Origin of the sequence: Enterococcus sp. 3C7_DIV0644 (assembly GCF_002141235.1) — a bacterium.
Lineage (GTDB): Bacteria > Bacillota > Bacilli > Lactobacillales > Enterococcaceae > Enterococcus_D > Enterococcus_D entomosocium.
Genome location: NZ_NGLK01000001.1, coordinates 338,139 through 359,771, shown reverse-complemented (window position 1 = coordinate 359,771; position 21,633 = coordinate 338,139). Strand labels below are relative to the sequence as shown.

15 protein-coding genes are annotated in these 21,633 nt (G+C 41.6%); 14 read left to right on the top strand and 1 reads right to left on the bottom strand.

The features are described 5' to 3' along the window. The first annotated feature begins 516 nt into the window (after window positions 1-516). The 13 genes from A5877_RS01725 (at window position 517) to A5877_RS01665 (ending at window position 18,983) form a co-directional block, all read left to right on the top strand. The gene (locus tag A5877_RS01725; protein WP_086316221.1) at window positions 517-1,569 is read left to right on the top strand and encodes an LPXTG cell wall anchor domain-containing protein; all 1,053 of its coding nucleotides are present in this window, start codon (window positions 517-519) and stop codon (window positions 1,567-1,569) included. Between the two features lie 297 nt (window positions 1,570-1,866). Beyond that, window positions 1,867-3,390, top strand: coding sequence for a helix-turn-helix domain-containing protein (locus tag A5877_RS01720; RefSeq protein ID WP_086316220.1), 1,524 nt, complete (start codon window positions 1,867-1,869; stop codon window positions 3,388-3,390). A 252-nt stretch (window positions 3,391-3,642) separates the two neighbouring features. Then, entirely contained in the window at window positions 3,643-4,551 is a 909-nt protein-coding gene (locus A5877_RS01715; RefSeq protein WP_005235429.1) for an ABC transporter ATP-binding protein, read from the top strand. A gap of 2 nt (window positions 4,552-4,553) precedes the next feature. Further along, window positions 4,554-5,357, top strand: coding sequence for an ABC transporter permease (locus A5877_RS01710; protein WP_008378441.1), 804 nt, complete (start codon window positions 4,554-4,556; stop codon window positions 5,355-5,357). A 107-nt stretch (window positions 5,358-5,464) separates the two neighbouring features. Next, the gene (locus A5877_RS01705; RefSeq protein ID WP_005235432.1) at window positions 5,465-5,683 is read left to right on the top strand and encodes a YneF family protein; all 219 of its coding nucleotides are present in this window, start codon (window positions 5,465-5,467) and stop codon (window positions 5,681-5,683) included. 200 nt (window positions 5,684-5,883) lie between these two features. Further along, complete coding sequence (locus A5877_RS01700) at window positions 5,884-7,632, top strand: ABC transporter ATP-binding protein (protein ID WP_086316219.1); 1,749 nt, start codon at window positions 5,884-5,886, stop codon at window positions 7,630-7,632. Continuing rightward, on the top strand, window positions 7,632-9,407 hold the full coding sequence (locus A5877_RS01695; protein ID WP_008378435.1) for an ABC transporter ATP-binding protein: 1,776 nt from the start codon (window positions 7,632-7,634) through the stop codon (window positions 9,405-9,407). Before A5877_RS01700 ends, A5877_RS01695 begins: the two co-directional genes overlap by 1 nt. A gap of 668 nt (window positions 9,408-10,075) precedes the next feature. Further along, window positions 10,076-11,428 carry an SLC13 family permease gene (locus A5877_RS01690; RefSeq protein WP_176273393.1) on the top strand — a complete coding sequence of 451 codons (1,353 nt, stop codon included), beginning with the start codon at window positions 10,076-10,078 and terminating at the stop codon, window positions 11,426-11,428. Between the two features lie 62 nt (window positions 11,429-11,490). Then, window positions 11,491-13,620: a hydantoinase/oxoprolinase family protein gene (locus A5877_RS01685; RefSeq protein ID WP_016612222.1), complete on the top strand. Its 2,130-nt coding sequence runs from the start codon at window positions 11,491-11,493 to the stop codon at window positions 13,618-13,620. Beyond that, on the top strand, window positions 13,617-14,351 hold the full coding sequence (locus A5877_RS01680; RefSeq protein ID WP_086316217.1) for a hypothetical protein: 735 nt from the start codon (window positions 13,617-13,619) through the stop codon (window positions 14,349-14,351). Before A5877_RS01685 ends, A5877_RS01680 begins: the two co-directional genes overlap by 4 nt. Window positions 14,352-14,499: 148 nt before the next feature. Continuing rightward, window positions 14,500-15,609, top strand: coding sequence for a LacI family DNA-binding transcriptional regulator (locus tag A5877_RS01675; protein ID WP_086316216.1), 1,110 nt, complete (start codon window positions 14,500-14,502; stop codon window positions 15,607-15,609). Window positions 15,610-16,023: 414 nt separating this feature from the next. Further along, on the top strand, window positions 16,024-16,866 hold the full coding sequence (licT, locus tag A5877_RS01670; RefSeq protein WP_086316215.1) for a BglG family transcription antiterminator LicT: 843 nt from the start codon (window positions 16,024-16,026) through the stop codon (window positions 16,864-16,866). Between the two features lie 197 nt (window positions 16,867-17,063). Continuing rightward, window positions 17,064-18,983 carry a beta-glucoside-specific PTS transporter subunit IIABC gene (locus A5877_RS01665; protein WP_086316214.1) on the top strand — a complete coding sequence of 640 codons (1,920 nt, stop codon included), beginning with the start codon at window positions 17,064-17,066 and terminating at the stop codon, window positions 18,981-18,983. 76 nt (window positions 18,984-19,059) lie between these two features. Here A5877_RS01665 and A5877_RS01660 read toward each other — a convergent pair whose 3' ends face one another. Then, a complete protein-coding gene (locus A5877_RS01660) occupies window positions 19,060-19,980 on the bottom strand; it encodes a MurR/RpiR family transcriptional regulator (RefSeq protein ID WP_005235454.1) in 921 nt (306 codons plus the stop codon). A gap of 260 nt (window positions 19,981-20,240) precedes the next feature. Here A5877_RS01660 and A5877_RS01650 point away from each other — a divergent pair, with 260 nt between their 5' ends. Continuing rightward, entirely contained in the window at window positions 20,241-21,632 is a 1,392-nt protein-coding gene (locus A5877_RS01650; protein ID WP_005235456.1) for a 6-phospho-beta-glucosidase, read from the top strand. Window position 21,633: the final 1 nt, after the last annotated feature.

Here is a 21,633-nt window from a genome sequence, read left to right as displayed (position 1 = left end):
CACGGAACCAAGTAGTGAAAGCAGCACCAGCAGTAGCACAGAACCAAGTAGTGAAAGCAGCACTAGTAATAGCACGGAACCAAGTAGCGACAGTAGCACCAGTAAATCCACCGAATTAACTAACAGGAGTAGTTCTAGTAATACTGGGGCGGTGTCACCTGAAAATTCATCCTCTGGGATCAATAAGTCATCCAAAACAAATAATTTGCATAATCAATCAGAAAAACAGCACTTTCCTCAAACGAATGAAGTGTCTAATCATTTATGGATTGCAATAGGAATGGTTTTAGCAGGATGCGCATTAAAGTTAGGTTGGAGTAAATTTATCAGGTAGATAGAAACTGAAATTTTGGAGGCAGTTTTATTACTTGGAAGAAAAATTAATAAAGACTTATTTAAAGGAAAGATGCCATTTTATGGCCACTTTCCTTTTTTTTTCGGCGCATGTTTTCTCTGAGAATTTATTATAATTTCCTTATCAAGTTATCTTGAAATATTCATTTAGGAAGTGAGGAAATGAGAAAGCTGGTTGGAATCGTGTTGATTTTGCTGTTAGCGGGATTATTGCTGCTGGTGTTTGGTTTCGATCATACTTCAGCAAAAGAACGAGCCGGAGGGAATTTATCGTTTTCTGTTCAAACGAACCGAGTGATCTATGATGAAGCCTTGAAAGTCATTACGATCCCGGTACGGCCGAACAAAACGCTGACTTCACAAAAGGTTCGTGTCCTACTAACTTATGGTTGGGATGGGAACGGTCACAGCGAAAAAGTGATCGGCGAAACAGTTTTAACGAATGTCGATTGGTTTTCAGGTATTGAAAACTACTTAAGAATTCATGCTGAGATGGTTATTGATGAGATAAAAAGTATGGATAAAGTTGATTTAGTTGTCATATATGATGGTGAAACAACGATAACTGAGAACTTGAAGCCCAGTCAATGGCAAGTAATAACGCCCCCGAGCTCTAGCGAGACCACGAACTCTGAGATAAGCGCAAGCTCTAAGGTGACTGAAGAAACGGGCTCTTCCTTTAGTAGTATCGAACCGAAATTTAGCGACTCTCAATCCACGGATCCAAGGACTTCTACTACGGAAAACACAAGTCGGGATTCTCAAAGTATAGAAAGTAGTCACAATTCAAGTGAGTCAGAAAGTTTGAACACTCAACCAGTCAGTGAGAGCGAATCAAGTCAGATAACTAGGAGTCGAGAAACCACCGCAACAACAGGAACAACGACCGTTAGTGAAGCTGCATCTGAGGAGCTTTCAGATTCAGAAACGAAACCAAACAAATTAGCGCCGAACCAAAGTCAGTCAAGCAAGCTAAGTGTTTCCTCCAATGATCCCGCAGGCAAACAACTCGCTAAAGCATCGTCTTCAGTGAAAAAGGAACAGGAACAACCTACGAAGACAAGCAGTGCTAAGGAGGTCAATGGAGCCGTACTACCGAAAACCGGCAGCAAAAATACGAGTATTCACTATATCCTCTTTGGTCTAGGCGTGGTTATCCTTGCTGTCTTCCTTTACTGGCTGAATCGAAAGTTATTTTCTGATGAGAGGCAGTAAAGAAAAAAGCCAAGGAAAATGAGAGACTTGATAACCCACGATTGGAATTTTCTTCCCCAGAAAGCACAATCACGTTTTGTTTTACCGTTTTTAACAAAATGTCTGACGATCGTTTTGAGGCGTCAGACTTTTTTTATGAAAATACACAGATAACGAAAGGAAAATTTGTTAAAAGTGATTTGACAGAAAAGAGCGCACGGTGGTACGATCACCAAACATTGACAGCTTACAATTTTGTAAGATGACAAATTTAAGGTAAAAACAGCGTTTGCTGATTATACAAGCGAGGGAAATTTCATGTTACAGGCACTTTTGGATACGACAGAAAAACAAATTTATGCGTTTCTAAGTTATTGTTACGAAACGAACAAGAAAGACTATACAATGAAAGAGCTCTCAAGTGTTTTCGATAGGAAAACCAACAAAATGCAGTCGATCGTTCAGCAAGTAGAGGTGTTTCGTGCACGCTATCCTCAGTTTACTTTGACCTATGATCGGCTGGAGAAAGAAGTGTCCATTGCTTTTTCTCCACGATTCCTATTGAGTCAAGCCTATAGTGTATTGTTGCGGGGAACCGTTGGATTTATCTTGCTGGATGCACTCTTTCAGGGGGACTATCATTCCCTTGAACAACTCAGTCAAAAAACCTTTAGCAGTCCCCGCACGATTCAACGAAAATTGCAGGAGTTAAATCATGTTTTGGCGAACTATCATTTGTCCTATAGTCTGAAAAAAGGAGATCCCTTGACAGGTGAGGAATACGCGATCCGCTATTTTTATCATTTAACCTATTGGCAGATTTTCGATGAGAAGCACTCACAGGTCGTGGCATCGATCAAGGATAAAGAAAGCATTATGGCTTTGTTTGAAACTCATGCTTCTTATATGAGAAAAATCGATATCGATAAGTTTCTTAATCTATTCGCTATCTCCCTGCAAAGAATTCATCAAAAGCATCCAATCACTTTTTTACCAGAGGAAGTAAGTACCTTTGAACATCCACTGATTGAAAGGAATCAGTTTTTTGAGGTCTTTTTAAAGCCATTATTCAACGGCAATCACCTTTCTCTATCTGAAATCTCGGAGCCTGAATGCAGCTTCTTGTATTTTATGTTTGGCGTAATGAACACCTATCTTGAAGAGGATCTTTGCGAGGCGGAACTCTCGTGGTTGACCCAACCCAAGTATCAGCCAGAAGTATTACTTGTTGAACAACTAGCCCAGTGTTTTCGTCTGAGGTTTACCGATGCTGAAAAAAACTATTTACTAGTTAATTTCGTAATGATCCATTCTGCTTCCAACCTTTTTGGTACCCGACAAAAAAGTGATAGTTTTGGTAAACCGACCGACAAGCAAGAGCTACAAGCGGCTTTCCCAGTGCTTTATCCGACCGTGAAACGATTTTTTGAGGAAGCGACTGTTTCTTTACCTGATTTGCGTGCATTGCTGCAAAAGAATGACCGATTGATTTTCCAATACTGTATGTTATTGAGAGTTATTTTTATCAAATATGAACAGCCAGTCACTTTCTCGATCCATTCGAAATACGGAAAAACGCAAGAACTTTGGATGAAGAACCGACTATTGAATGCAACGCATCGAGCGATGGCGCATCTTTCACTTACTCAAAAACCAGATTTGGTCATCAGTGATTATCCGATTCATCAAGAATTTTCTGAGGAAGAACAGCCCTATATCTTTTATTGGAACGGTCAACCAAGCGCAAAGGAGTGGAAACAACTTAAACAAACGATCAAACAGATCAGAAGTGCCAAGAACAAGGCAGCTTTTGAAAAGCTCGTATTTGCCCAATCGATTTGATCGTACCATGTAAATAATCAGCCGCGTGGGTTGGCTGAGCAGACAGAACTTATAATTTCGTAAGTTTCGGCAGTAAGGCGAAAGTGAAAAGCGACTTTGATAAACACAGGTGTCAAGAAGCAAAAACAGGAACATCGTCGTTCCTTTTTCGCTTCTTGACTTTTTTTTACAGAGATGGCATGGTATACATATTATCATAACGTTTTTTATTTAAAATCGTTGCAGAAAAGGTGTTAGGAAGAAGGGGTAACTTTGACAGAAGTATTAGCACTGCAAAATGTTTCCAAATTGATTGGAACCAAACGAATCATTGAGGATGTTTCCTTTGTGGTGGACCAAGGACAAGTCGTTGGTTTATTAGGGCCTAATGGGGCTGGGAAGACGACGATCATTCGGATGATTGTTGGGTTGATGAAGCACAACACAGGATCGATTGCCATTATGGGGAATTTACTGGATTCTTCTTTTAAAACCGCGATTGCCTCAGTCGGTGCGATCGTTGAAAATCCTGAGTTTTATAATTATATGACAGGCTATGAAAATTTGATGCAGTATCAGCGCATGGCGAAGAAAAAAAGTACGACAGCAGAATTAGAAGCTCTTATTCGTCAGGTACATTTAGAAGGACACATCCATCAAAAAGTCAAAACCTATTCATTAGGGATGCGTCAGCGTTTAGGTGTTGCCCAGGCATTGGTCCATCAACCAGACTTATTAGTTTTAGATGAACCGATGAATGGCCTGGATCCTAAAGGCATGCGGGAGTTTCGAGAAATGATTCTTTCTTTGAGAGAAAAAGGCGTTTCTGTCTTAGTTTCCAGTCATCAATTAAGCGATATCGAACAAATTGCCGATCATTTGATCGTGGTGCAAAAAGGAAAAGTCACTCATCAAGTAGCAATGGCAGAGTTGAAAGCAGAGAAAAATGTACTGATTATTAAAACTGATGATAATGCGGAAACAGAAGCACTGTTAAAAGCTTCCTTTGAGGTCGAGGTCTTGCAGGTTGCAGATGAATTGCAAGTCACTCTAGCAACAGATCAGCGTTCGGCAATCGCTGCAGCGATCGTGACGGCTGGGATCGGCTTGAAAGAACTACGGACAAAGCAATCTTCTCTAGAAGATACATTCTTGGCTTGGACCGAAGAAGGAGGTTTGTAAGCATGCTGACATTGATTAAAAATGAATGGATCAAATTAACCAAAAAACGTTCTACTTGGATCATGCTGCTTTTATTGGTTCTAATGACTTTTGGGTTGACCTATGTGGTTCGCTTAGGTAGTCCCGAGATTGGTGCCAATGATTTATTCGCTTCTTTGAGCGACATGACTTCCTTTTTAAACTTATTTGTGGTGATTGTGGCAGCTTCTTCAGTGGCGGAAGAGTTCAGTCGTGGAACAATCAAGTTCTTATTGATTCGGCCTTTTTCCAGAAGCCAAATCTTAGCAGCAAAAGCCATCAACACGTTTTTATTTGCGCTTTTAGGGACTGCTGTTTTACTAATCAGTAGTTTAGCAGCCGCCAATTTATTTTTAGCAGCTGAATCACCTTTTGCTGCTACTGGCTACAACGGGCTAGCGGCGATTCTCGTTGCCTTTGTTTTTGCGGGAACCAACTTGCTATTGATTGTCTTTTATATTGCATTGACCATCTTTATCTCAGCCGTCATTCGCTCTCAAAGCCTGGCGGTTGGCTTAGGCTTGGGTATGTTGTTTGGAAGCAGCATCATCAACTCGATCATGCTTTTTGCGCAAGAAAAATACCCATGGCTGAAGTGGAACCCGTTTAATTTTATGAATATCAAAGAGCAGATACCGAGTTTATTAAATAGTCCTGACATGCAGATGACTGCCTTTGATCCGGGATTGGGCTATTGGGAAATGGCGATCGGGATCCTTGTTTATAGTGTTTTAATCTACCTTTTAACAAATTGGTTATTCAATAAAAGAGATGTCGCATTAAGTTGAGGAAACGAGTGAAAGTTTTTGGATAAATCCAACTTTCACTCTTTCTTTTTGTGTTTTTTTCTAGTAAAATGATTCATTGAGAGTACAAGAGAAAGGAGAGTTTTCAAATGGTTAGTGTAGGAATCGTAATCGTGATCGCTGTTGTTGCAGCATTACTAGGCGCTGTCGGCGGCTTCTTTTTGGCGCGTAAATATATGCAAGATTATCTAAAGAAAAATCCTCCCGTTAATGAGGATATGCTTCGCTCGATGATGATGTCAATGGGTCAAAAACCTTCTGAGAAAAAGATTCGTCAGATGATGCAGCAAATGAAAAACCAAAAGTAGGTTTTTTTCTAAGAAGCGGGCTGATTTTATCAGCTCGCTTTTTATTGCGGCAAAACGCAGCAACGAATAAAAAATATCCCCAGGCTACTTTATTTAGTTCTGTTCTGTGAATAGCGGGGGAGTAAATGTAACTGAATCCAATGAATATTCGGAAAAATCGCAAAATTTAGGCAACAGGTCACAAAGAAATGGAGAGTGTTATGTCAATATTTAGGAAGTTAGGTTGGTTTTTTAAACAAGAAAAGAAACATTATTTGTTAGGCGTAGGCTCTTTAGTCCTAGTCGCCTTGGTACAGTTGGCACCCCCAAAAGTTATTGGGATCATCATCGATGAGATTGCGGAAAAAGAGATCTCGATGCAGATGATCTTTTTTTGGGTCATGATCTTGATTGCTTCAGCTATCGCTCAATACGTGTTCCGTTTCGTCTGGCGGACGCATATCTGGGGCAGTGCTGCTCGGCTAGAAAAAACGTTACGCAGACAGCTATTTGCACATTTTACAAGGATGGATCAGTTGTTTTATCAAAAGCATCGGACAGGTGATTTGATGGCCCATGCCACCAATGACTTGAATGCCATCCAAAATGTGGCAGGGGCGGGGATCTTAACCTTTGCCGATTCCTTCATCTCGGGAGGGGCAACCATCATTGCGATGGTTCTCTTTATCGACTGGCGGTTAACGATCATTGCTCTATTGCCGCTGCCTTTCTTAGCAGTCATGGCACGGGTTCTTGGTAGCAAATTGCATGATGCGTTTCGTGACTCGCAAGAAGCATTTTCTTCCATCAACGACAAAGCCCAAGAAAGTATTACTGGGATGAAAGTCATCAAAACCTTTGGACAGGAAAAAGAGGACATCGCTGATTTTCAAACCAAAATTGACCATGCCATCATCAAAAACCGTAAAGTCAATTTTCTGGATGCCTTGTTTGATCCGTTTATTACGATCATCATCGGAATCTCCTATGTGCTGACGATCATCGTCGGCGGCAATTATGTTATGGACGGTACCATCTCGATCGGTCAATTGGTATCCTTCATCAGTTATATCGGTATGTTAGTTTGGCCGATGTTTGCCATTGGACGTCTGTTTAATGTGCTGGAACGAGGCAATGCTAGTTATGATCGGGTTGCCGAATTGTTGGCGGCAAAGACCCATATCATTGAAGCCAAAGATGCGGTCGATGCCCCAGCTCAAGGAACGGTGAACGTTCAAATCAATGAGTTTCACTATCAAGGAGATGATTTTGCCCTGCAAGACATCCACTTTACTTTGCCTGCCGGGCAAACACTTGGTGTCGTCGGGAAAACCGGTGCTGGAAAAACCTCTTTGATGAAGCTTTTGTTGCGAGAGTATGATTCATTTGATGGAGCGATCACCTTCGGGGGCATCGATAGCAAGCAATACTCTTTGAATGCTCTTTTGGGATCAATCGGTTATGTTCCGCAAGATCATTTCTTATTTTCCATGACGATTCGAGACAATATCCGCTTTGCGCAACCACGGGCTTCTCAAGCAGAAGTTGAAGCGGCTGCTGGATTGGCAGTGATCCACGAGGATATCAGTCAGTTTCCGGAAGGGTATGAAACGATGGTGGGGGAACGTGGTGTTTCTCTTTCTGGCGGACAAAAACAGCGTTTATCCATTGCCCGTGCTTTGATCACTGATCCAGAATTATTGATTTTAGATGACGCCCTTTCAGCAGTAGATGCCAAAACGGAAGAAGCTATTTTACAACAATTACGGACGTTCCGTCAGAATAAAACAACGATCATTGCTGCCCACCGCCTAAGCAGTGTCAAGCACGCAGAAGAAATTCTCGTGATCGACAATGGGAAAATCAGTGAACGCGGGACCCATGAACAATTATTGGCTGCAAATGGCTGGTATAAAAAAATGTGGGACAAACAGCAACTAGAAGCCAAAATCGAAGGGAGTGAAGCCTAATGCAAGAATCAGAATGGAGTAAATCGATTCCCTTTAAAGAACAAAAAAACATCATCAAGCGAATGTTTCTTTTTGCCAAGCCATTTCGAAAAACCTTCTATGCAGCGATCTTTTTTGCTTTTGTGCTATCGATCGTCAATATCCTGTTGCCTTTGATCATTCAAACCTTTATGGATAATTATTTGACCAATCAAACGGCGACCCAGCAAGTCATTTATTTCTTTGCTGCATTGTATTTCTTTGGGGTGTTGGTAAAAGCTGTGATTTGGTTTTTCCAATGGTTCCTTTATTCGATGGGTTCTTTAAAAACCTATCAATATATTCGAGCAAAATTATTTGAAAAATTGCATAGTCTTGGGATGCGCTATTTCGATCAGACGCCAGCGGGTTCAATCGTTTCACGGGTCAGCAACGACACAGAAACGTTGTATGAATTTTGGTATGTCTTCTTGATGGTATTGACAGGGATTTTTGCGGTGGTTTCTTCTTTTGCCGCCATGTTTCGCATCAACGTCAAAATTGCTTTACTGAACTTGATTTTTCTGCCAATCCTAATGGTAGTCATCTGGTATTATCAAAAATTCAGCTCTCGTATCTATCGTCAAATGCGGGAAAAACTGAGTCAGCTGAATACGAAATTGAATGAATCGATTTCTGGCATGCAGATCATTCAGCAATTCCGCCAAGAGGCGCGGCTGAATGAAGAATTCGAAGCGACCAACGATGATTATTTGAAAACTAGATACGCCATGATCCGCACGAATGCGCTGCTACTATCACCAATCATTAGTTTGTTGTATGCCTTAGCGATCGCCTTGTCATTGACGCTCTTTGGGTTTGATGCTTTAGAATCGCCGATTGAAGTTGGGTTAATTTTCGCCTTTACGACCTATATTCAAGGATTCTTTAATCCAATGACACAGATGATGGATTTTCTCAGCGTCTTTACTGATGGGATGGTAGCCGGCAGCCGGATTTTGAAGATTATGGATAACGAAGAATATACGCCGCAGCAAAACTCCGATGCCAGTCAAACCATCACCAAAGGAAAAATTGAATTTCGCGATGTCAGTTTTTCCTATGATGGAAAAAACAACGTATTGAATCATATTTCTTTCATCGCCTATCCAGGTGAGACCGTGGCTCTAGTCGGTCACACAGGAAGTGGCAAGAGCTCGATCATCAATGTGTTGATGCGTTTTTACGAATTTGGGGAAGGGCAAATTTTGATCGATGATCAAGATATCCGCGACTTCACGATGGAAGAGCTTCGGAAAAAAGTTGGACTCGTATTGCAAGATGCTTTCATGTTTTATGGGGACATCGCTGACAATATCCGCTTATTGAATCAGGATATTCGTGAAGAACAGATCGAAGCAGCAGCAAAATTTGTTCAAGCAGATGCCTTTATTCAAAAACTACCTGGTAAATACCACGCCAAAGTGATTGAACGGGGTGCCAGTTATTCAAGCGGGCAACGGCAATTGATTTCCTTTGCCCGAACGATGGTGACCGATCCGAAAGTGCTGGTCTTGGATGAGGCGACTGCCAATATCGATACTGAAACAGAAGGACTGATCCAAGAAGGCTTGGCAAATATGCGTCAAGGGCGAACCACGATCGCGATCGCCCATCGATTGTCTACCATTCGCGATGCTGAGTTGATTTTGGTGCTTGATAAAGGCTCGATCGTCGAACGAGGCACCCATGATGAACTTTTGGCTCAAAAAGGGTTGTATGCCGATATGTACCGTTTGCAGGCAAGTGAAGTTTAAACGGCCAATAGACCTTAAAATACCACGTAGGTATTTTAAGGTCTATTTTGTATAAATTGAACAAATGAAGCAAAAATTTCTATTTGTGATTGACAGCGTTTTCACCCTTTGCTATCATGTAGACATTAAAACAACTAGCACCTAGTCAAACAAATGATTAATCGGTTAGGATCCTTTTCGGTTTAGACTAGTAATTACGCTCGGTCAGGCGAGCGTCAGAGGAGCCTTATGTGAAATGTTGTGCAAACAAGAGGATCGAATCATAGAGGAGAAACAGGAGGGAAGCGGCTCTAAGCAAAAGGCAAGCATCCTGAGCCTATCTTTTACGAAGAGCCCAACCGACGAGAGTGGAATATGGAGGTTGATTTGAATAGTGGCAGCTCCCCATCGAGAAGGGATCGAAGGAGAATCGAGTGGAAGCTTAAAGATAGTGGATAAGCACGAGATATTATTCGTTGTTTTATTTTTTTAAAATTTTTGTTAACCGGTTAACTAAAACGGTTAACAAAAAAGAGGAGGGAAGCAAACGTGGGAAATGGTCACAAGTTTAGCCGATTATTTCATGATAAAGGTCGCATTCAGCGAGAATAGGGGAAGTAGCAAACGTAGAAACTTGCAACACGATGTATGAACAAAAAAAGTTCAAATGGAAAGATGAGGGAAAATTTATGGTAGAAATTATAATTGGTATTTTAATGATCGTTTCTTTCTTAGGAATGGTTTGGTACTGCGTCAAAGGGTTCAACCTGATGGTGGGTTTCTTCGTTATGGCAACACTTTGGACCGTTTTAGCTTTTATTGGCAATGCGTTGAGTCCGGATTTAACAGCTTTGAATTTTGTCGATACGATCACAAATATTTATCAAACAGGACCCGCCGGTTTTGCTAGTTCGATTCTGGTCAATATTTTCTTCGGTTCCTTCTTTGGTCGGATTTTGATGGATACAGGGATCGCAGCAACGCTGATTCGCAAGGTTGTTGAGCTTGGTGGGGATAAACCACGGATCACCATGACCCTTTTATGTACTGTTACTGCTTTATGTTTCACATCCATGACGGGCATTGGTCCTGTAATCTCTATCGCAGTGATCGTTATGCCAATCTTGCAAGCGTTGGGTATTCCAACAGCGATCGCTTTATTCGCTTTTATGGGTTCCATCATGGCGGGAATTTTTGCCAATGTAACAAATTTTGTGCAATACCAAGGTATTTTAGCGGCATTACAACCTGACGGAAGTCAATCCATGATGGAATATGGGTTTTCCGATTATTTCACATTCGGCATGATTGCACTAGTCGTTTCCTTACTTGTGACATTGGTTTTTGCCAATATTGCTTTAAGTCGTGCGAAATCATCAAAAGTCAAAGCGTGGGCTTCCACACCTGGCGCAACTTCAGGCGATGCTCCTTGGTATTCTTGGGTAGCTGTGATCGCACCAGTCTTACTCGTTGTGTTTGCTGAATTTCCTATTATTCCAGCATTTATTCTCGCAGCTTTGTACGCCTTACTGACTTGCGGAAAATTAAAAGGTGGTTTCGTGAATATTTGCCGCATGTTAGCTAAACAATTTGCAGATGGTGCTGTCGATGTTGCGCCCCTGGTAGGTTTCTTATTAGTACTGGCTATGTTTAATTCAGCTGCAAGTCTAGCGGTTCCTTTCTTTGAACCAATCGTTGGCGGTCTAGTTCCTCATAGTACCCTGGCTCTTGCGATCTTATTTGCCATCTTAGCGCCCCTTGGTTTCTTCCGCGGTCCTTTGAACTTAGTCGGATCAGGAGGCGCAGTAGCGGCAGTGATCTTAGCTGCCACAAATTGGGATCTGGCATTCATTTTTCCACTTTTCGCTGTGGTCACGATCGCTCCTCAGCATTTGGATATTACTCAGTCATGGGTAGCATGGGGGCTAGGACATCATAAAGTTGGTTCTAAAGATTTCATGAAGTTTTCGATACCAGCTGGGTGGCTTTCTAGTGCGATCCTGTGTATCATTGCGCTCATTTTGTTCGGTTTGAATAACTAGTCGATGAAAGAACGTAGCTAATCAATAAATCATGCAACTATGGATGTAGGAGGAAAGTGGAAATGAGTGAATTAAGAAAAGTTAGAATGGGGATCGATGTAGGCGGTACCCATACAAAAGCTGTCGCTATCGATAATCTGACTCACGAGATCATAGGAAAATCCAGCGTGAAGACCACTCATGATCATGAACGGGGGGTAGCTGCTGGCGTTGTCGAGAGTTTTCAAAATTGTATGAAAGAAAATGATATTGACCCAAAAAGTGTGATTTTTGTTGCTCATTCAACCACCCAAGCCACGAACGCTTTGATTGAAGGGGATGTGGCTGACATTGGTGTTTTCGGTATGGCTCGTGGTGGTTTCGAAGGATTTCTGGCAAAGCGTCAATTAAAAATTGCCGATATCGTTCTAGGGAATCAGCGATCCATTAAGATCATCAATGCCTTCTCAAAACTCAAAGGAATGAATAAAGCGAGTGTTGAAGAAATGATCGATGATCTAGTGAGGCAAGGATCAGAAGTGATCGTCGCTAGTATGGCTTTTGGTGTAGATAATAATGATGCTGAGAATCTAGTGATGGAAGTTTGTACAGAAAAAGGAATTCCATGTACTGTTGCTTCAGATATCACGAAACTTTACGGATTGACCAGAAGGACACGAACTGCCACTATCAATGCAAGTATTTTACCTAAAATGTTATCTGTCGCAAATTCCACGGAAGTCTCTGTGAAGGAGTCTGGTGTAGATGTACCCTTAATGATCATGAGAGGCGATGGTGGGGTTATGGAGATTGCTGAGATGAAAAAGCGGCCAGTTCTGACCATGCTCTCGGGTCCGGCAGCTTCAGTAATGGGTTCACTGATGTATTTACGAGCATCAAATGGCGTGTATTTTGAAGTAGGCGGCACAACCACCAATATCGGTGTCATTAAAAACGGACGGCCAGCGATCGACTATTCTGTCGTTGGCGGACATGAAACATACATTTCCAGTTTGGATGTACGAATCACGGGCTGTGCAGGGGGGTCCATGATTCGCGCAACTGCTAATGGAGTGGTAGATGTAGGACCTCGTTCTGCACATATTGCCGGGCTTGACTACGCAGTTTACTCTGATCCAATCAACTGGACAGGAGGAACGGTGGAATTCTTTAGTCCGAAAGAAGGCGATCCTGCAGATTATGTTGCAATCAAATTTGATAATGGTGATCGGGTAACCATCACCAACTCATGTGCAGCAAACGTGTTGGGCTTGATCAAACCGGAACATTTCTCTTATGGGAATATCGAAGCGGCTCGAAAAGCGATGGGCGTATTAGCGGATTATTGTGGCACGACGATCGAAGATATCGCGACTCAAATCATGGAGCGTTCTTACGCAAAATTAGAGCCAGTCATTTTGGCTTTAGCAGAAAAATACAAACTAGAAAAAAGCCAAATTTCATTAGTAGGAGTTGGTGGCGGCGCTTCGTCATTAATTATCTACTTGTCAGAAAAAATGGGCGTAAAATATTCGATTCCGGAGAATGCTGAAGTGATTTCCTCTATTGGCGTCGCCCTAGCGATGGTACGAGATGTCGTTGAACGGATTATTCCTTCACCTTCGAAAGAAGACTTGCGATCAATCAAAACAGAGGCTATCAATAAAGCCATTGAGAGTGGGGCTACCCCAGAAAGTGTGGAAGTCTTTATCGAAATCGATCCTCAAACGTCTAAAGTCACAGCCATTGCAACTGGTTCCACCGAAGTCAAGACGACGGATCTTTTAGCAGAGGCAACCGTCGAGGAAGCCCAAGAATTAGCAGCGGGCGATTTAGGGCTACCTACTAACGAAATTGATCTTTTAGAGAAAAGCTCGCATTTTTATGTGTTTGGAACCCGTGTTTCTACAGGAGACAATCCGGCAATTCGAATCCTTGATAAAAAAGGCTTTATTAAAGTACAACGAGCTTCAGGGAAGGTCATCAAAACCACCGCGGAGAATTATGTGCAAGCAGTCGAGCAACTATGGGATGATTTGGCGATCTATCAGACAGAAGTGATTTTGCGTCCAGATTTCTATATTTGTGCCGGACCTCGGGTGATGGATTTTTCAGTAAACGATTTGGAGGCATTGATGTTGTTGATCGATATCGAAATGTCGACTTTAGATTCTAATGAAGAAGTGATGATTCTGGCGGCGAATTCCCTATGATCAAGCAGAGGTTTTTCTTAAAACAGCAACATACGGTTGATCTGGCATTATTAGAAAAGTGGTATGAACAGCTCATGCCCATCAGCGAATTCAGTTGGGGAGTATTTGAGTTTACCCGCGAGATGCTACGTAATAAAGTGAGGGAAGAGGAAAAAAACGAAATCATTGAAGAAGCCATCTTATGTGGTAGAACATGGGCGCAAAAAATGCTCGACCAGTTTGATTTGAAAAAACAGGAAAAGGCAGATCGTGCCTGGTACTTGGCGAATAAGCTTGGTTTATCAATTACGGAAAGATCTGGAAAACCGACGAAGTTTCGCATGGTCTTTGCGCAGTTTGTCATGGAGCGCTCCATTGAATTGATCACTGAACCCATTGCTGCCTACACTGTGCTGACTCAATCTTCGCAAATATTGCCTAAACCAGCAGTTGTCCGAGGGATCTTGATCGCCCATGAAATTTTTCACTATTTAGAAGAGCAACATGGTGCCACGATGTACCATATCACCAAAACGATCCCACTGTGGCGCTTTTTTTCCTACGAGCACCGGTCAACGGTTGGTTGTGCTTCGGAAATTGCTGCGATGGCTTTTGCAAAAGAACTGTGTGAGGCAGACTTTGTGCCTCAAATATTAGATATTTTGCTTTCTTATCCGTTGGAAGTGGACTTTTCAAAAAGTATATATGAAGTCGTGCAGCAAGAAATGCGCCACATTGAAGCAATGGGCTAGTTCTTTGAAAATAGCTCACTTAGCGGCTTCTTTACGATCCGTCACTATTGAGATAGGACAGTCCTTGTCGAACGAAATCGGTCCTTGTTCATTTTTCAAGGGTTCCATGATATAATTGACCAACAGCAAAAAGCAAGGCGTGGATTGAATGGCAAATGAGAAAATCACCATTAAGATGGTGTCAGAAAAAGCAAATGTTTCAAAAACCACCGTTTCTAGATATTTGAATGGCAAATATGAATTTATGTCAGCAGAGACAAAAAAGCGCATCGAAGAAGTGATCGCAGAGCTTGAATACCGTCCAAATGCGCTAGCACAGGGGTTGAAAAACAATAAAACGGGATTGATCGGCATCGTTGTCAGCAATATCATGATCCCGGAAGTAGCAGCTTTAGTTCGAGGCGTCAATGATTATTGTATACGAAAATCTTTTCAGGTGATTCTTGTTGAATCCGATCAAAAAAATATTTCTCAGCAGGATCAAATCCAAGCGTTGATCGACCGTCAAGTGGAAGGGCTTATTCTATCGTCGAATCAGGACGAAGCATTCGTGAAAAGCTTGACTGAGCAAAAGGTCAAAATCGTGCTGGCTGATTGCACGATCGAAGAATTGATGATTGATACAGTCATCGTTGATAATGAAAAAGCGACGGCCGAGATGATTCAACGTATTTATTCAGAAGGCTTTGATCGAGTCGCTTACTTTACACCACCGCTCACAACGCCTAGTCGGAAGAAAAAACTCGCTCTTTTTCTGGAAAGTTCTAAAATCGCAGTCAGAAATCCTGAACAACTAGCATTTGAGATCGAAGAAACACAAGTGGCATTTGACGCGTGTAAGGAATCACTAAACGAATTGTTGAAAAAAAATCAAGGCTATCGTTTAGCAATATTAGCTGAAAACAGTGAGTTGATGTTTGCATTGATCCATGTGATCTATAGCTTGGGCTTGCGGATTCCAGAAGACGTTGCAATCGGGGGCTATGATGATTTAGGCTGGAACAAACTTTATCATCATGAAATGTCTGTGATTGAAAAACCGTCGTATGAAATTGGTTCGCAAGCTGCTGAACTTTTAGTCAAGCGGATCTCAAAAGGGAAAATGCAGTATAAACCAAAAGTGATCGAAGTACAGCCAAAAATCAAAATGAGTGGTTCGACACAAGTGAGTGACAATAGTTTTGATAAAATCGTTATCCGTATGAACCAAGAAAACCAGCCTTACATCAAAAAAAATTATCGTAAACAAGATGATTAGCTTTTTTTGAAAAAACAAGAAGCAAATGACACAATAGCCGACTCCCCATCATTAGACTGATCAGTCAAGTCTTTGGGGAGCGTTTTTTTATCGTTCGCTAAGGTTTTGTCTTTATCTAAGATAAGAACGAATAAAAATTGATCCCTCGTGTTTTTAACAAACGATCAATAGATTCGTATTAGGTGTCAGTAAAAATAACGAACAACGATTGACAGCGCTTTCTACCTTTGCTATGATAAAGATAATAGAACTGGTTCTAATGGATAGTGATTGTTGATTTTTAACAAGCTAAACCTGATGAAGCTGCGGTATTTGCGCTGCTTTCATGAGGTTTTTTCTGTGTTGACTGTTGGCTAAACAATAAAGACAAGCAATGAACCATATCCGCAATGATAAAGTAAGTGGGGGTAGGACATGAAAATCAGTAAAGTGTTAAACAATAATGTTGTGATCGCTACCGATCAAAGTCAAAACGAGATTATTGTTATGGGGCGGGGGATTGCCTTTAAGAAAAAAGTGGGAGATGACATTTCTTCAGAAACGGTCGATAAAGTATATCGCTTAGAAAATCAGACGATCTTATCTCAATTTCAAGAGCTGCTTGCTGACTTACCACTGGAATATCTTGAATTATCCAATGAGATCATTGAGTATGCTCGGCGAGAATTGTCATCCCCCATCAATGATTCCATCTACATCTCGCTGACAGATCATATGCACTGTGCCATTGAACGATCGAAAAAAGGAATGACGGTCAAAAATGTCTTATTGTGGGATATCAAGCGTTTTTTCCCCGATGAGTACCAAATAGGTTGCAAAACAGTAGAAAAAATCAAAGAACATTACGGGATTCAGCTGCCAGATGATGAAGCTGGCTTTATTGCTCTGCATCTGGTCAATGCGCAAACCGAAAATGGTGACCAAGGCAATATTGCTGAGCTAACCCAAACGATGCAAGACATCATTAACATTGTTAAATATTTTTTCAAAACCACCTTTGATGAAGAGTCCGTTTATTTTTATCGCTTCACTACGCATTTGAAATTTTTTGTCTCAAGAATGCAAAACCATACCCCTCATACGGATGAAACCGATGAAGATCTTTTGGCTATGGTCAAAGTGAAGTACCGAAATGCGTATCAATGCGTACAAAAAATCGCTGAACTATTAGAAAATCAGTATCAGTATCAAATGTCCAGTGACGAAAGTTTGTATTTAACGATTCATATTGCCAGACTTGTGCAAAAAAATCGTTGATTGAAATAAAGAAGAAAGGAGAAAGAGTTTTACTCAGTGCAAGATATAGAAGAAAGAATAATTTTTTGGCAATGATTTTTATTAAAACGTATTTTTAGGACCGCTAGTTAAGAAGCAGCATATCAAAGACGAAACATTTTGGATAGTGACATTCAGTTGGCTAAACCTTCAATACAAAAAAATTGGAGGAATCAAAAATGGGAAAATACCGTGAATTAGCAGAAAAAATCGTCACAAATGTCGGTGGGAAAGAGAACATCAATAGCTTGACGCATTGTATCACACGCCTGCGTTTTAAATTAAAGGATGAAGGCGTCGCAAATGATGAAGTCTTAAAGAACATGGAAGGTGTCGTGACGGTCATGAAGAGTGGCGGTCAATACCAGGTGGTTATCGGAAACCATGTGCCAGATGTCTATGCAGAAGTGATCGATGTTGCAGGAATCAGTGGTGATGCTGAAGAAACAGCCTCAGGTGGCAACCTGTTTGATCGTTTGATCGATATTTTGAGCGGCTGCTTCCAACCCTTCTTAGGTGCTTTGTGTGCGGCTGGGATGATCAAAGGACTAAACGCACTGTTGCTTTTTATTGGTACAACAGGTTTGATCGATTATACAACAACGACTGGTACCTATGTGATGTTCAATGCGATCGGTGATTCGATCTTCATGTTTATGCCGGTGATTTTAGGGTATACGTCAGCAAAAAAATTCCGCTTAAATCCAATGGTGGGAATCGTGATCGGGTCGGCGCTTTGCTATCCGACGATTCAAGGATCAGCCTTGCAAGCGGCATTTGTTGCCGGAGCTGGCGAGGGAGCTGCTGCACCTTATAGCTTATTAGGCTTGCCAGCGTATGAAACCTTCTTAGGGATTCCGTGGGTTGGTGCGACATATACTAGTAGTGTGGTTCCAGTAATCTTTATCATCGCATTCGCTGCACAAGTTCAAAAATTGGCGAAGAAAATCATTCCGTCTGTTGTCCAAACATTTTTAGTGCCTTTCTTGGTTTTATTGATTGCATTGCCAATTGGCTTTTTGGTGATTGGACCTGTGATCAGTATGTTGACGGATCTTTTAAGCTCAGGATTTGAAGCATTGATGGACTTCTCTCCAGCGATTTATGGTTTGTTATTAGGCTTCTTCTGGCAAGTCTTGGTTATTTTCGGCTTGCATTGGTCAGTTGTGCCACTACACATTATGCAAGTGACACAGCTCGGCTACAGTCAAATTTTGGTAGCATCATTTGGTGCCAGCTTTGCCCAAACAGCGGTAGTGATGGCTATGTACTTTAAACTTAAAGACAAAAAACTAAAAGCTCTATGTCCACCAGCCATTATCTCAGGACTTTTCGGTGTAACAGAACCAGCAATTTATGGGATCACGTTACCGAAAAAAATGCCGTTTTTCTTCTCAATGATTGGTGGGGCGGTCGCAGGTGCCTTCTTAATGATCAATGGCACAACGAGCTATACCTCTGGTGGTTTAGGCGTCTTTGGAATCTTTAACTATATCACTCCAGAAGGCGATGCCAGTGGCATGTGGTTCTCGGTCATCGGGATCTTGATCGCTGCAGCGATTGGTTTTGGTTTGACGATGGCTTTCTGGAAAAATGATGCGGTGGAAGAAGAAATCGCAGAAGGACAACCAGCGATGACTGTTCGGAAAGAAGTAATCACTTCCCCTGTTGAAGGAACGATCGCACCACTAAGCAGTGCAAAAGATGAAGCCTTCGCACAAGGGATTCTAGGAAAAGGCATCTTGATCCATCCCTCAAAAGGCGAAGTTGTGGCTCCTTTTGACGGAACAGTAATGACCTTGTTCCCAACCAAACATGCCATTGGGTTGATCTCTGAGAACGGCTTAGAGCTTTTGATCCATATTGGTTTAGATACTGTTCAATTAAACGGTGAATACTTTGAAGCCCATGTGAAGCAAGGCGACACGGTGACTCGCGGACAAAAATTGATCACCTTTGATAAGGATGCATTGATCAAAGCTGGATTTAATATTGAGACCCCAGTGTTAGTCACCAACTCCGCCGATTATTTGGATATCATCGAGTCAGACAAACGTGAGGTAGGCTGTTCCGATGATTTGATCACGGCTTTAGTTTAGCCAAAAACTTTCTAACAAGTTCTACGTAAGGTTAAAAGCGATCGCCCATGTGAAGCGATCGCTTTTTGTCAGTCATTTAATTGGGAAACAGTGAGTCTTTATAATGAAGATTTTTATCGTAGGTTGGCTCAGCGATTATCGTCGATGATGTAGGGCGCTTGTCATAAGCCATGCCAATATCGATCAAATGCTGCAAGTTTTTTTCATAATGCTCCGAAAAGACGACTGCGTACAACAAATCCAGCAAGTAGCAAACGGACGTATTGATCGTAAAGTTGGCGATCTTTGAGTAGAGCCGTTCTCTTGTCGTGATATTCAAAACACAATTACTTAATTTCGCCAAGGAGTTCTCCCCGATACTCGTCATGCCAATGATGGAAACCTGCCGCTCGGCAAGGATCTTACCGATTTCTTTGACCATTTTGTTTTCACCGGTGTAAGAAATCAAGATCGCGGTCGTATCGGAGGTACAGTTAGATGCCTCGTAAGCACTCTCGCCGAAGGTGTCGCAGACGTGAATGTTTTTTCCTAAACGCCGCATCTTCAAAACAAAGTCTTGAGAAATCAAGGTATTGGCATTACTGGCGAAGATCTTGATATGGTTGGCGTTGAGCAACGATTGTTTCGCTTTTTGTAATTCATCATGATGGATCAAGGAAAGCGTATCTTCAATCGTTGTTTGTTCAAGCTTTGCCAACTTTTTGGCGATGGTCATAATGCCGTCATGGGAGGAAAAAGGGAAGTTCGCATCTACATCAGTAAAATGGCTGCTCATATAAGTTTGCTCTTCCACAAAGGCCGTTTTTAAGTCGAGCCAACCATTGAAGCCTAATTTTTTGGCAATCCGAATAAAAGTAGAAGGATGAACGTAGGTCTTTTCTGACAATTCCTTAATGGTTTGATCCGCCATCGCAGTCGGGTTGGCTAATAAATAATCGATCAACGATCGTTCCGCGGGTGCTAGTTTGATTTGGCGCATTTTTTCTTGTAACAACATGGTATATATGCTCCTTTTTACATTTTTTTATGATTATTTGTAAATGGTTTTTACAAAAATTCGTTTTTATTCAGTACCTAGCGAATCGTTTACATCCTAATTATTCCTTATTTGATGCTCTTTGTAAATCTTTTTTACAAAACATCTGCAAGAAGAAGCGAGATTTGCAAACGCTTTTTCTAAATATGCTATTTACATTGAATCAAATGTTTTTATGAATGATAATAAGAATGTAAATAAAATAGCAAAGGAGCAATACAATGACAAAAGGAATTAAAATTGCAACCATTGGTGGCGGCAGCAGCTATACCCCGGAGTTAATGGAAGGCTTTATCAAACGCTATGAAGAATTGCCGATTCGTGAGATTTGGCTAGTAGATATCGAAGCAGGAAAAGAAAAATTAGCAATCGTTGGTGCGATGGCACAACGGATGTGGGATGCGTCACCCTACGATGTAAAAATCCACATGACATTGGATCGAGAAGAAGCGTTAAAAGATGCTGATTTCGTTACGACTCAATTCCGAGTAGGATTGCTGAATGCCCGTATCAAAGATGAACGAATTCCTGCCTATTACGGCATGATTGGTCAAGAAACCAACGGCCCTGGTGGTATGTTCAAAGCGTTTCGTACGGTTCCAATCATTCTTGAAATCGTTGAAGACATGAAACGCTTGTGTCCCGATGCCTGGTTGATCAACTTTGCGAATCCAAGCGGTATGGTGACTGAAGCAATCGTGCGTTACGGAAAATGGGACAAAGTCATCGGGTTGTGTAATGTGCCAGTCATGGCAACCATGATTGAGCCAGCCTTGATCGGTAAAGAACCGGACGAATTGATCTACAAATTTGCAGGATTGAACCACTTCCATTGGCACAAAGTTGCTGATTCACACGGCAACGATGTAACGATGGATATTATTGATAAAATGTATGAAGAAGACAATGGCTTACCGAAGAATATCTTTGATGTACCATTTTACAAAGAACAGCTGGAACAAATGAAGATGATTCCTTGCGGGTATCACCGTTATTACTATCGTCAAGAAGAAATGTTGAATCATGCGATCGAAGAGTACAAGACTGTCGGTACACGCGCACAACAAGTGAAACAAACCGAAGCCGAATTGTTTGAGTTGTACAAAGATCCTGAATTGGATCATAAACCAGAACAGCTGCAAAAACGTGGTGGTGCTTACTACTCAGATGCAGCGTGTGAAACGATTGCTTCCATTTATGCTAATAAAAATACCCAAATCGTCGTTTCAACCAAAAATGAAGGCGCCGTTCCAGATCTTCCTGCCGATTGCGTAGTCGAAGTAACAGCTTACGTTGGCGGACAAGGGGCTAGAAATGTTGCCTTTGGTGAGTTACCGACAGCTGAAAAAGGTTGGTTACAGGTAATGAAAGCAATGGAATTATTAACGATCGAAGCAGCTGTGACTGGGGATTACAATATCGCATTACAAGCCTTCACCATCAACCCATTGGTTCCATCAGGTGATACGGCAAAACGTGTCATGGACGAACTGTTTATTGCCCACAAAGATCACTTGCCTAAATTTAAGGAAACGATCGCACGTCTTGAAAAAGAAGGCGTAGAAGTACAAGATGAAGTAGCCCGCGAACTTGATCGCGAACTAGTTAAATAAA